General features: G+C 65.2%; 6 protein-coding genes. 4 read left to right on the plus strand and 2 right to left on the minus strand.

The genetic code is table 11. The annotated features are described in order from the left end of the window. The 4 genes from recC to SCI24_RS18210 all read left to right on the plus strand — a co-directional run. Nucleotides 1-2797 (plus strand): exodeoxyribonuclease V subunit gamma (gene recC, locus SCI24_RS18195; protein WP_318726721.1); only part of this gene is annotated, 2797 nt, incomplete at its 5' end. Then, nucleotides 2794-6930 (plus strand): UvrD-helicase domain-containing protein, encoded by a 4137-nt coding sequence (locus tag SCI24_RS18200; protein WP_318726722.1) that lies wholly within the window; start codon nucleotides 2794-2796, stop codon nucleotides 6928-6930. The genes recC and SCI24_RS18200, both read left to right, overlap by 4 nt. After that, nucleotides 6923-9154, plus strand: coding sequence for an exodeoxyribonuclease V subunit alpha (recD, locus tag SCI24_RS18205; RefSeq protein ID WP_318726723.1), 2232 nt, complete (start codon nucleotides 6923-6925; stop codon nucleotides 9152-9154). Before SCI24_RS18200 ends, recD begins: the two co-directional genes overlap by 8 nt. A gap of 157 nt (nucleotides 9155-9311) precedes the next feature. Further along, entirely contained in the window at nucleotides 9312-10490 is a 1179-nt protein-coding gene (locus tag SCI24_RS18210; RefSeq protein WP_318726724.1) for a GGDEF domain-containing protein, read from the plus strand. Between the two features lie 203 nt (nucleotides 10491-10693). On the opposite strand, the gene SCI24_RS18215 is transcribed toward SCI24_RS18210, so the two are convergent. Both SCI24_RS18215 and SCI24_RS18220 read right to left on the minus strand, forming a co-directional pair. After that, nucleotides 10694-12544 (minus strand): ATP-binding protein, encoded by a 1851-nt coding sequence (locus SCI24_RS18215; protein WP_318726725.1) that lies wholly within the window; start codon nucleotides 12542-12544, stop codon nucleotides 10694-10696. Next, nucleotides 12541-13413: an SIR2 family protein gene (locus tag SCI24_RS18220; protein ID WP_318726726.1), complete on the minus strand. Its 873-nt coding sequence runs from the start codon at nucleotides 13411-13413 to the stop codon at nucleotides 12541-12543. The genes SCI24_RS18215 and SCI24_RS18220 overlap by 4 nt, the downstream gene beginning before the upstream one ends. Nucleotides 13414-13567: the final 154 nt, after the last annotated feature.

A 13567-nucleotide genomic window follows, 5' to 3' on the forward strand; every position in this document is an offset into this window, starting at 1 on the left:
CGAGCACAAGGACCTGCTGAGAGCGGAGAGACGCCGCCAGCAGCGCCGCCCCGGCATGCCAGCGGACCTCGCCGAGACCGAGCTGCACCTCCACGCCCAGCCGCTGCTGGCCGCCTGGGGCAAGCAGGGCCGCGACTACCTGCGCCTGCTGGACGAGTTCGACGAGCAGCAGGCCTATCGGGGCCTCTTCGAGGGCGAGGCGCTGCGCATCGACCTCTTCGATTCGCCACTCGGGGAAGCTCCGCAAGAGGCCGAGCCCAGCCTGCTGCGCCAGCTGCAGGACGATATCCTGGAGCTGCGCCCGCTCGCCGAGACCCGCGAGGCCTGGCCCGCCGTGGACCCGGCCCGCGACCGCTCGCTGCGCTTCCAGGTCGCCCACAGCGCCCTGCGCGAGGTGGAGATCCTCCATGACCAGCTGCTCACCGCCTTCAGCGAGGACTCCACCCTCAAGCCCCGCGACATCCTGGTGATGGTGCCCGACGTCGACCAGTACGCCGCCGCGGTGCAGGCGGTGTTCGGCCGGCTGGATCCGGACGACCCGCGCCATATCCCCTTCACCCTCTCCGACCAGGCGAGCCGCCACCGCCTGCCGCTGCTGATCGCCCTGGAATCGCTGCTGCGCCTGCCGGAGCTGCGCCTCTCGGTGAGCGACCTGCTCGACCTGCTGGAGGTGCCGGCCATCCGCGCGCGCTTCGGCATCTCCGAGGGCGGGCTGCCCACCCTGCGCCGCTGGATCGAGGGCGCCGGCATCCGCTGGGGGCTCGATGCCCGTCAGCGCCAGAGCCTCGACCTGCCGGAAGGCCTCACCGCCAACACCTGGGCCTTCGGCCTGCGCCGGCTGCTGCTCGGCTATGCGGTGGGCGATGCCGCCGAGGGCCACTGGCAGGGCATCGAGCCCTATGACGACATCGGCGGGCTGGAGGCGGCGCTGGCCGGCCCGCTGGTGGCCCTGATCGACACCCTGGAGACCCAGTGGCGGCGGCTGGCCGAGCCCTGCGACGTGGCCACCTGGGGCGAGCGGCTGCGCGAGATGCTTGCGGCCTGCTTCCTGGCCGAGGCCGACCAGGACCTGATGGCGCTGACCCGCCTCGAGCAGGCCCTGGAGGCCTGGCAGGAGAGCGCCGAGGAGGCCGGGCTCAGCGAGCCCCTGCCACTCTCGGTGGTACGCGAGCACTGGCTTGCCCAGGTGGACGAGGCGACCCTCTCCCAGCGCTTCCTGGCCGGGGCGGTGAACATCGCCACCCTGATGCCGATGCGCGCCATCCCCTTCCGCCACGTCTGCCTGCTGGGCATGAACGACGCCGACTACCCGCGGGTCCAGCGCCCGCTGGACATCGACCTGATGGCCCAGGACTACCGCCCCGGCGACCGCTCGCGCCGCGAGGACGACCGCTACCTCTTCCTGGAGGCGCTGCTCTCGGCCCGCGACCGGCTGAGCATCAGCTGGGTGGGGCGCAGCATCATCGACAACAGCGAGCAGCCCCCCTCGGTGCTGCTCGGCCAGCTTCGCGACCATCTCGCCCGCGGCTGGCGCTTATCGTGTAGAGCGTCATCCGGGCATGACGACGATGACGGCAAGGCGCTGCTGGCCGCACTGACCACCGAACACCCGCTGCAGCCCTTCAGCGTGGAGTACTTCCGCAAAGGATCGCGACTCGCCACCTACGCCCACGAGTGGCGCGAGCTGCACCGCCCCGACGTCGAGCCCGCGACGGCACCGGCGGCGGAGCCGCCGATGGCGCCCTTCCGGCAGGAGAGCCCGCTGACCCTGGCCCAACTGGGCAACTTCCTCAAGGCCCCGGTGCAGGCCTTCTACACCACCCGGCTCAAGGTCTTCCTGGAGACTGAGGCCATGGAGCGGCTCGACCACGAGCCCTTCAAGCTCGACGGCCTCGACCACTGGCAGCTGCAGCATGCGCTGATCGAGGCGAGCCGCGCGGCGGTGGAGGCCGGCGAGCCGCATGAGCCCGCCATGCTGGCCACCCTGGAGCGCCTCGAGCGCCAGGGGCGCCTGGCCATGGGCGGCTTCGCCGAGCAGATGCGCGACAAGCTCGTCGAGCCCATGGAGACCCTCTTCGCCGACTACCGACAGGTGCTCGAGGCGTGGCCCCACGCCCTGGACGAGCCGCTCGGCGTCTCGCTGGACCTGCAAGAAGCGCTGGGTGAGGGCCTGGCGCTGGAGGACTGGCTGGGCGAGCTGCGCGGAAGCGATGCCGGCGAGCGCTGCCGGGTGCTGCTCACCACCAGCAGCCTGGTCAAGAAGAGCAAGTACCAGTGGCGGCACTGGCTCATCCCCTGGATAGCCCACCTGGCCGGCCAGCTGGAGGGGCCCATGACCACGCGGCTGCTCTCCCGCGCCGGCGGCGGCACCCTCGCCCCGCTCCCCGCCGAGCAGGCCCGCGCGCACCTGGTCGACATCGCCGCGGCCTGGCAGCTCGGCATGACCACGCCCCTGCCGCTGGCCCGGGACACCGCCTTCGCCTGGCTGGAGAAGGGCGGCACGCCCCAGGCCATGGCCCGCTGCCTCGCCGGCAAGGCCAGCGAGGAGGACGACAAGGCCTGGAAGGCCGCCGACACCGCCTTCCACGGCAGCGGCTTCAATGGCGACCATGGCGAGCGCGGCCGCGACGCCTACCTGATGCGCCAGTGGCCGGAGCTCGAGGCGCTGGTCCAGTCGGCGGAAGGTGGCGGCTTCGCCAATCTCGCCGAGCGGCTCTACGCCCCGCTATTGCAGGCGGTACGCAAGCCGAAGGAGAAGAAGGGCAATAGCGGCAAGGGCAAGGGAGGCAAGGCATGAGCACGCAGGACCAGACGCCACCCACCCTCGACCCGATCCACCTGCCGCTCACCGGCAGCCGGCTGATCGAGGCCAGCGCCGGCACCGGCAAGACCTTCACCATCGCCCTGCTCTACGTGCGCCTGGTGCTGGGCCCGCGGGACGAGGCCGACGTCGAGAGTTTCCCCCGCGCCCTCACCCCACCGGAGATCCTGGTGGTGACCTTCACCAACGCCGCCACCCGCGAGCTGCGCGACCGTATCCGCGCCCGGCTGGTGGAGGCCGCGGATGCCTTTCAAAGTCCCCTTGGGGGTCAGACCCCAAAATCCGCTGAGGGGTCTGACCCCCTGCTCGCCCTGCGCGACAGCTACCCCCGCGAGCGCTGGCCCGCCTGCGCCCGCCGCCTGCAGCTCGCCGCCGAGTGGATGGACGAGGCCGCGGTCTCCACCATCCACTCCTGGTGCCACCGCATGCTGCGCGAGCACGCCTTCGAGAGCGGCAGCCTCTTCTCGCTGGAGATGAACCTCGACCAGTCCGAGCTCGAGCTCGAGGTCGCCCGGGACTACTGGCGCAGCTTCTACTACGCCCTGGACGCCGGGGCCCTGGCGGTGGTCACCCGCTACTGGGAGACTCCCGACGCCCTGGCCGAGGACGTGCGCCGCCTGCAGGGCGACGCCGACCTGCTGCCCGATGCCCCGCCCCCTGCCGGGGCACTTGCCACCATGCAGGCCGAGCGCGCGCGGGTGCTCGCCGAGCTCAAGGCGGCCTGGCCCGCCTGGCTGGAGGAGCTCGCCGAGCGACTGGAGGCGGCCGCCGCCGCCAAGGCCTTCGACCAGCGCAAGCTCAACAGCCGCAGCCGCGCCAGCTGGCTGGGTGCCCTGCGCGACTGGGCCGGCGATCCCGAGCTCACCACCCCGGCGCTGACCGACACCGCCTGGAAGCGCCTGACGCCGGAGGGCATCGCCGAGATCTGGCAGCAAGGCGAGCCGCTGGACCACCCGGCCCTGCACGCCCTGGCCGAGCTGCCGGCGCGGCTCGAGGCCCTGCCCGATGCTCACGCCGACCTGCTGGCTCACGCCGTGCACTGGATGGCCGAGCGCCGTGAGCGCATGCAGCAGCGTCGCGCCGAGCTCGGCCCCGACGACCTGCTCGAGCGCCTCGACCGCGCCTTCGAGGGCCCCGTTGGCAAGGCGCTGGCGGCCCACGTGCGTCGCCAGTTCCCGGTGGCCCTGGTCGACGAGTTCCAGGACACCGACCCGGTTCAGTACCGGCTCTTCGACCACGTCTACCGGCTGGCCCAGGCGCCCGATCCCGAGGACCCCAGCGCCGTCCTGCTGATCGGCGACCCCAAGCAGGCGATCTACGCCTTCCGCGGCGCCGACATCCACACCTACCTGCAGGCGCGGCGCGACACCGCCGGGCGCCACGTCACCCTGGGCACCAACTTCCGCTCGGCCACCGCCATGGTGGCGGCCGTCAACCGGGTGTTCCGCTTTGCCGAGACCCACCCCGCCGGCCGCGGCGCCTTCCTGTTCCGCAAGCAACGAGGGCGAGAAGAGCGCTTGGATCAATCGGCGAGCGAGATGAAGCACAAGGCGCACGGCGCACAGGAAGCGAGACATAACGAGGGGTTAGGCGAGCTTTCGAGCACCGCGCAACGCAGTGATTCGCTCGCGCAGCCAGTGAGCCAAGTGCTCGACAATCCGGTGCCCTTCCTGCCGGTCGAGGCCAAGGGCCGGAAGGATGTCCTGACCCGTGACGGCGAGCCGCTCCCCGCCATGACGTTGTGGCATTTGACGGGCGGGCACCTTGAGTCCGGAAGCGACGCGGCTGAAGGCATGACCAAGGGCGCCTACTTCAAGGAGATGGCCGCGCGCTGCGCCACCCATATGGCCGAGCTGCTACGCGAGGGCCAGGCGGGCCGCACCGGCTTTGGCGAGCCTGGCGAGCCTTTCCGGCCCCTCAAGCCGTCGGATCTCGCCGTGCTGGTCAACAACGCGAACGAGGCCAGGGCGATCCGCGGCGCGCTGCTCGAGCGCGGCATCAAGAGCGTCTACCTCTCCGACAAGGAGGGGGTGTTCGAGACCCCGGCGGCCCTGGAGCTCGAGGTGTGGCTCGCCGCCTGCGCCGAGCCCGACAGCGAGCGGCGCCTGCACGCCGCGCTGGCCATGCCGAGCCTCGGCATGGGCCTCCACGATCTCGACGCCCTCCAGCACGACGAGCTGGCCTGGGAGGAGCGCGTGTTGCAGTTCCGCGCCTACCACCGCCAGTGGCAGCGCCAGGGCGTGCTGCCCATGCTGCACCGGCTGCTGGCCGACTTCGCCGTGCCCACCCGGCTGCTTGCAAAGAGGGAAGAATCAGCGAGCGGGATGCAGCACAAGGCGCACGGAGCACAGGAAGCGAGACATAACGAGGGGTTAGGCGAGCTTTCGAGCACCGCGCAACGCAGTGATGCGCCCGCGCAGCGATTCGTCAACGGCGAGCGGCACCTCACCGACCTCCTGCATCTCGGCGAGCTGCTGCAGCAGGCCAGCGCCGAGCTGGACGGCGAACACGCCCTGCTGCGCCACCTCAGCGAGGCCCGCAGCCAACCGCCGGCCCAGGCCGACACCCACCGCCTGCGCCTGGAGAGCGACGCCGACCTGGTGCAGGTGATCACCATCCACAAGTCCAAGGGGCTGGAGTACCCGCTGGTCTTCCTGCCCTTCATCTGCGCCTTCCGCGAGAAGAAGGCCAGCGACCTGCCGCTCACCTGGCACGACGCGGCGGGCCGGCGCCACCTTTCGCTGGAGGCAGACGAGACGGTGCTGGCCCGCGCCGACGACGAGCGCCTGGGCGAGGACCTGCGCAAGCTCTACGTGGGCCTGACCCGCGCCCGCCATGCCACCTGGCTGGGCATCGCCCCGCTCAAGGGGCTGGAGCGCAGCGCCATCGGCCAGGTGCTCACCGCCGGTGCGCCGCTCTCGACAGACGGCCTGCTGGATGCCCTCTTCCCCCTCGCCCAGGGGGCAGAGGAGAGGGAGCTGACGGTGGAGCCGGCGCCCGAGCCCGATGATCGGGTGGTGCCCATCGAGGCCCACGACGAGGCCTTGCGCGAGGCACTCACCCCTGCCCGCCGCGCCCGGGAGCACTGGTGGATCGCCAGCTACTCGGCGCTGCGGCTGGGCGTCGAGCGTATCGGGGGTGAGGAGGAAGAGCCCGAGACCGCGCTCCTGCCGTCGGAGTTGATAGCAGAGCCCGAGACTGCGCTCTTTATGGAAGAGCCCGAGACCGCGCTTTCCATGGAAGAGCCCCCCCTTCTGGAAGAACCTGAAAGCGCTCTTGAAGCCACCGCCCGGGAGATGCGCGACGAGCCCCAGGACCCGGCACAGCCTGTCCAGCAGGCGAGTGACGGTTCACTCCACCGCTTCCCCCGCGGCCCGGCGGCCGGCACCTTCCTGCACGGCCTGCTGGAGTGGGCCGGGCACGAGGGCTTCGCCCGGCTGGCCGCGGAGCCCGAGCGCCTGAACGACACCCTGGCGCGGCGCGCCAACCTGCGCGGCTGGCGCGAGCGCATCCCGGCACTCCAGGCCTGGCTGCGAGGCCTGCTGGAAAGCGAGCTGCCGGTGCCGCAGGCCCCGGAGGGGCCGGTGGCGCCGCTGCGCCTCGACCGGTTGGAGAGCGCCCACTACCAGGTCGAGCTGGAGTTCTGGTTCGCCGCCCACCGGGTCGATACCGCCCGCCTGGACGCCCTCGTCAGCGCTCACACACTGGGCGGCGCTGCCCGCCCAGCACTGGAGCACGACCGGCTCAACGGCATGCTCAAGGGCTTCATCGACCTGGTGGTGGAGCACGAGGGGCGCTTCTACGTACTCGACTGGAAGTCCAACCACCTGGGCCGCGACGACGAGGCCTACGCCGAGGCGGCCATGGCGGAGGCGGTCCGCGAGAAGCGCTATGACCTGCAGTACTGCCTCTACCTGCTGGCCCTGCACCGCCTACTCGAGGCGCGGCTGCCGGACTACGACATCGACCGCCACCTGGGCGGGGCGCTCTACGTCTTCCTGCGCGGCCAGCACGCGCCCTCCCGCGGCGTGCACCGCGAGCGCCCGCCACGCCAACTGATCGAAGCACTGGACGCCCTGTTCCGCGACGCCGAGGCCCGCCATGAGTGACCACCCGCACACCGACGAGGCCGCCCCCAACGAGGCCGCCACCGCCGAGGCCCTGCACGAGACCGAGGCGCTGTTCGCCCTGCTCGACCGCTGGGTGGCCCGCGGCTGGCTGCGCGCCCTGGACCGAGCCTTCGCCGCCTTCCTGGCCCGCGAGGTGCCGGATGCCCCCGCCCCGCTGCTGCTGGCCGCGGCGCTGGCCAGCCACCAGCTGGGCCGCGGCCATGTCTGCCTGGACCTGGCGCAGACCCTGGCCGAGCCGGACCTGGCGCTCTCACTGCCCCCGGAGGGCGACAGCCTGGAGGACCCGCCGCCGCGGCCCAGCCAGCTGCTCGGAGAGATGGCGCTGGCCGACTGGCAGGAAGCGCTCACTCACCCGCTGGTCGTCGGCCACGGCCCGGGCAATACCCCGCTGGTGCTCGACGGCACCCGGCTCTACCTGCGCCGCTACTGGCACCACGAGCGCTCGATCCAGCAGCATATCGCGGACCGGCTGGAGACACCGACGCCACGCGATGGCGCCGATAGGCGCCCCGATCAGGCAATGGATCTCGACGCTCTCTCTCAGGCCCTGGCCGCCCTCTTCCCCTCGAGCGAGACGATGGACTGGCAGAAGGCCGCCTGCACCCTGGCCGCCCGCTCGCCCTTCGCGGTGGTCACCGGCGGCCCCGGCACCGGCAAGACCACCACCGTGGTCAAGTTGCTCGCCCTGCTCCAGACCCTGGCGCTGGGCGCGGGGCAGCGAGCGCTGCGCATCCGCCTGGCCGCCCCCACCGGCAAGGCCGCCGCACGGCTCAACGAATCCATCGCCGGGCAGGTCTCGGGGCTGGACCTGACGGCGCTCGCGCCGCTGCTTGCCGGTGCCGAAGACGATACCGCCCGACTTCGCCAGGCGATCCCGACAGAGGTCACCACCCTCCACAGGCTTCTCGGTTCAAGGCCCGACACCCGCCACTTCCGCCACAACACCCGCCACCCGCTGCCGCTGGACGTGCTGGTGGTGGACGAGGCCTCCATGGTCGACGTGGAGATGATGGCAGCACTCCTCGATGCCCTACCGCCCCGGGCCCGCCTGGTGCTGCTGGGCGACAAGGACCAGCTCGCCTCCGTGGAAGCCGGCTCGGTGCTGGGCGACCTGTGCGCCCGGGCCGAGGGCGGCCACTACACGCCCGAGACCGCCGACTGGCTCACCGAAGCCACCGGCCAGGCGCTGCCCGCGGAGATGCTCGACGCCGAGGGCGCCCCGCTGGACCAGGCCATCGCCATGCTGCGCGTGAGCCACCGTTTCGATGCCGAGAGCGGCATCGGCCAGCTGGCCGGCGCGGTCAACCGCGATGAACCGGGCAAGCAGAAGCGCACCGCCATCCGCGACGTTCTTACCCACGGCTATGCCGACCTCTCGCACCTCAAGCTGGAAACGGACAAGGATCGCAGCCTGGAGCGGCTGGTGGTCTCGGGCCACGCCGCGGGCTTCCCTGATCGAGGAAAGAGCCGCGGCGAGGGCCGCACGCTGCGTGGCCGGCCGCTGCCGCCGCCGGTGGGCTATCGCCACTATTTAGAGGTAATGCAGAACCTGGAAGTCATGAAACACGCCACGCCACAGGCAGGCCAGAACGGAGAGATCAACCGCGAGGCCCTGGACGACTGGGCCCGCACGGTGCTCGCCGCCCACGGCCAGTTCCAGCTGCTCTGCGCCCTGCGCCGCGGCCCCTGGGGCGTGGAGGGGCTGAACGAGCGCATCCGCGTCGCGCTGGAGAAGGAAGGACTGATCGACAGCGGCGACGGCCGCCGGCTCTGGTATTCCGGCCGCCCGGTGCTGGTGACGAGCAACGACTACGGGCTAGGGCTGATGAACGGCGATATCGGCATCACCCTGGCGCTGCCGCAGCCGGCAAGCCCAAGCGGTGATGCAAGACGCGGCCCCACGCTGCGCGTCGCCTTCCCCGCCGGCGACGGCAGCGGCCAGATCAAGTGGGTGCTGCCCAGCCGCCTGCAGGCGGTGGAGACGGTCTACGCCATGACGGTGCACAAGTCTCAGGGCTCGGAGTTCACCCACACCGCCCTGCTGCTCCCCGACGCTCCCAACCCGATCCTCACGCGAGAGCTGGTCTATACCGGCATCACCCGCGCCAGGCACTGGCTCACCCTGGTCGAGACCGGACGCGGCCAGCTGCTGGAGGCGGTCGAGAGGCGCGTGATGCGGGTAAGTGGACTGGGCGCCGTTTGAACGTTGGCAGCCGCCCGTTTTACCGCTACCTAGAAACGCTTATATTGCACCGGGCCGAGAGGAAGGGCGCTCACCGCGAATGCCACCCCGGTCATGTCTTCGATCACCACAGGACCGGGAGAGCCGGGCTTTGTCATCACCCATAACAAGAGACCGGTTGAACCGGCTGACCGGTCAGTTTCATAAGCCAGGCAGGGAGGCGATATATCGCCGGGAGATCGCGCCCAGGGTGCGCCTCGAGTCCGGCCTTGCGCTCTGCGTGGCGGCCCTGGTCTTCGGCATGTTTGCCATTTCCGACTACCACTACACCGGCGTGAGCACCGAGCTCTACCTGCTGCTCGCCATGCGCCTGGTGGTGGTGGTCTCCTGCCTGGTGCTGGCTTTCCTGATCGGACGCAACGGCGACTATAACCGCCGAGTGTGGCTGCACGCCCTGCCCCTCTGGATACTGGCGACGGGCATCATCCTGATCATTCCCTTGCGTCCCGAGAGCCTGCCCACCCAGGTCACCGCGGTGGTAGTCGCCACCATGGCGTTCTACCTGCTGATCCCCAACCTGCTGCCTATCGTGGCCATCGCCAGCCTCTACCTGAGCCTGGGTTTCCTGGCCGCGGCGGTGGTGGTGGCGGACGCTCCTGCCGTGGTGGCACTGCGCATATCGCTGTTGCTGATCATGACCAATGCCGTGGGCTTCTTCGCCCTGCTGCGCCTGGAAAAGCTGCAGCGAAGGCAGTTCGCGCTCCTGCAGGAAGAGCGTATCCAGAACCGGCAGATGGCCGAGGAAATCTCTCATCGGAAGTCGCTGGAAGCGCAGCTGCGCAGGGTCGCCGAACGGGATGTATTGACGGGCCTGGACAGTCGCGGTCATTTCATGACGCGAGCCGAGGCGCTGCTTCAGCGCTCGCAGCATGACAAGGCGCCCTTCAGCCTGTTCATGATCGACGTGGATCACTTCAAGGCCATCAACGATACCTGGGGGCACAGCCAGGGCGACCGGGTGCTGGCGGCGATCGCGGAGACCTGCAAGCGATCCCTCCGCCCCCAGGATGTGATCGGGCGCTTCGGCGGCGAGGAGTTCATCGTGGCCCTGCCGGAGACCCACCTGAAGGACGCGCAAATGGTCGCGGAACGACTGCAGCAGAAGGTCGCCGAGTTGCCGGTGATGGAGGAGATGCCCGAGCACCGCCTGACTGTCACCATCGGCATCGCCGGGGTTCTCGACGAGGAGACCGACCTGGACGCCCTGATCCAGCAGGCCGACCGAGCCCTATACGCCGGCAAGCACGGCGGCAGGAACCGGGTCGTGATAAGTCAGGAAGTGGGTGACGAAGCTTGATAGGGAGCCATGGCGCTTTGCCATAGAGAAGCTGCCATTGCCTTTCCTGACAATGGCAGCTTTCGGCCAGAAGCTGACATTCAGGAAGGCCTGATATAAAGTTCAGATCACGACCGGAGCAGAAGCATAACCTCAAAAAGCCCATGCAATAACGATATCAATTATTTCTACAGATAGCACTTCGGTCTGAGACCTCCTAATGGTCATCCTGTCATACGACCAGCGACTCTTCCGAGCTCTTCTTCAGACAAACCTTCTCCATTCCAACCATTTGCAAACTTCACACTTTGGGATCGAGGTAGATTTTGTTCCAAAAGATCTTTTATGCGAACACGGGAAGGTAGTGATGCTCCCTCTCCAACGAAAATAGCCTCCTGCTGTGCCAAGTTCGGCAGCGTTCGAACCATTCCTGATAGTCCATCTGGTAAAAAACGAGCAACATGCTGTTGGTCAGAATGGTTGGTCAGTCGAAGTACTAGCCAAGTACCGCATTGCGAAATAACTGTGCTTTCTATATCAGCGGGACGTTGGCTTACCAACATCAATCCAAGTCCGTATTTTCGGCCTTCTCTTGCAATTCTCCGTACCGCTGATTGAGCAGATGCGTATTGAGCTTCTCCTCGGTCAGGTACGTAGCGATGAGCCTCTTCACAAACCAGAAGGATTGGGTCTTTTCTTCTCTCTTCCGAAGTTTGGTAAATCTTATATTGGAAAAGCAATCTCGCCAGCATCGCTGTCAAGGGACCCGCAACCTCGTTAGGCAATCCCGATATATCAAGAATTTTCAAACTTTCCAACCCCACACCGGGCTCTCTTTCACTTCCCACTAGCTGCTTAATTACATCTATTATGGTTAATTCCCCAAGGCACCAGTTATCCATCAAAAAATGAATCCGTGGATCTCTTCTTAAAACCGCAATTTTATCCAGTAGCGACTTAAAGATCTTGCTGAAATCACCTGCCGGTATTGGGTTAAGCTTTCCATTCTGGTTACGGGCTGCCTGCAAATAAGTAATATGGCGAACGAGCTCATCAAGACAGAATGCTCTAGGCTTATCTCTATCAAACTGCATAATTTGCTCATCGGAGACCCCCGCTACCGGACGAGGTTCATCATGTGCTCGTCCATCCCCTGGAGCGTCACCCCCATACTCAGTTGGAGCAGGTTCAGCGATACCGGCGGCAACCATTCGAGCATGAGCCACGGCTTTGTAAATTATATTGTTCTGTGAGGTAGCTTCTTGCTCCGTTTTCCCAATTACGAGGTGCCTAAATTCGTCTGCACTCATCAACCAGTAAGGCAATTTGATGGGAGTTCCTTCAAAATCTTCGGCCCCTACCGGGTCATACGCACGATAGATAACCGCTTTGTCCTGGAAAGCTGCCCCATATTCACCGTGAGGATCGATAATAACTATGTTTGGCTTTAGAGAGTCTTCACCATTAGCTTTATGACTCAACACACTGTGTAGCAGTGCAGCAACCGCTCCAGACTTACCTGAGCCCGTGGAGCCTAAAACCGCGCAGTGCATACCAAACATCTTGTCAATATTTGCTCGGCAAGGAGCAGCTTCTGTGCCCACGTAGTGACCGAATGGGACTAATGGATTACTTCCATCATCGGGCTCCTTTCCTTCTGCAGACTGGAATAACTCCGTTGCCTCTTCTCGGGTCAATAAATATGCACCTTGCTGAGGCAAAGGATAAGTGGAAACACCACGGGAAAAAATTAGCCCTCTTTTTGCCATATCCCAGATACCCTCGGCGAAGAGCTCTACTTCCATTATCCGCTGATCTGAATCCGGTGGCACTGGAATTCCATGCTCGACCAATTCCTCTGATCGCATACGCAGCAATGTAACAAAACCAAATATAATTTTTCGCCCGAAATGAATTTTTACAATATTCCCCATCTGGCCAATAGGGTAAATGCGACCATCATAACTACGCGTAAGCTCAGAAACGTCACCGCTTAGCTCAACACGTATCGAGGTACCAGCCACTTCTACAATGCTACCGATCCTCAAGGCTTCAACTGGTTTGAAATCCGTCATTTCGCGGCACCTCTAGGTCCATTTTCGAGAAGATTGGTTACACCGGCGAAAGTCCACCAGCCTCTTTCACCTCCCTCTTCTAGCTGACAAATAGGTCCGATGCTTCCGTTATAAAGACCCTTCTGCGTCATCACGAATACTCGTTTACCCCAGCGTTCTTTTAGCCAGGCATCAAGCGCCTCAGGTAGACCTCTCTCTGTTTCCATTACAAAAGCAAGAATTGCAGTATCGTTCCCCGGGCTTTCCATCGCGAGCTCAATTTCATGATTGATGTGCTCATCTCCAAAGCTATACCCGCAAATTGCTAGAACGTTGCCTTCATTGTTGTTAAGGCTTCGTCGAAATAGATCAAACTGAGCAGAAAACGGATCACGCTGAGTCGCAATATACTTTGTAGCTTGAGGGTATATCATCACCCGCTTGGCTTTCCCAGGATACTTATCTCCGAGACGGACTCTTATAAGATGGCCATCATCATCAAGATGCCAATCTATTGAACCATGGAGCTTCATAACGTGAGCGTCATACCTTTGCGCATACCCAGGTTCATCAGAACCATACCGATGGCTTCTATAGGCAATAGCCCCACCAGAAAAACCATCCCAAGATGTGTACCGCTCTAATGAAATTGAGTCTTCTAACAGCGTATCGTAGTTAGTAGTAAAGAAGCGTACTGGTGGACGACGATTTTCCATCCCAGAGCGGCGCGTACCCAGTAGCGCCTTTACGAACTTACGATGTAAGCCAATATCCACGATCGAATCAAGAGGTTCTCCTACTACTCTCTCCCCAGTCTCCTTATCATATTTACACCCCCAGTGAACAGCATGCGTTATATGATCAAGAACCTCTGCATGAGCCTTGGTCATGCTTTCCTTATCGTAAGCACTGCCTCCAATAGTTACTCTCTTACTCTTCGTTCTCTCTTCTAGTGCGTAGCAATCTCCTAAGTGCCTAATCTAAAGTTTTCGTGCATAATGTGTGTAGGATACCTGACACGGACGGAACCATGGCAAGGCGCTT

Source organism: Halomonas sp. (assembly GCF_033549285.1).
GTDB lineage: Bacteria > Pseudomonadota > Gammaproteobacteria > Pseudomonadales > Halomonadaceae > Halomonas.

Excerpts from the sequence above, each read along its gene's own strand:
- SCI24_RS18215 (WP_318726725.1), bottom strand. The coding sequence starts at position 12,544 with ATGACGGATTTCAAACCAGTTGAAGCCTTGAGGATCGGTAGCATTGTA.
- SCI24_RS18220 (WP_318726726.1), bottom strand. The coding sequence starts at position 13,413 with ATGACCAAGGCTCATGCAGAGGTTCTTGATCATATAACGCATGCTGTT.
- recD (WP_318726723.1), top strand. The coding sequence starts at position 6,923 with ATGAGTGACCACCCGCACACCGACGAGGCCGCCCCCAACGAGGCCGCC.
- SCI24_RS18200 (WP_318726722.1), top strand. The coding sequence starts at position 2,794 with ATGAGCACGCAGGACCAGACGCCACCCACCCTCGACCCGATCCACCTG.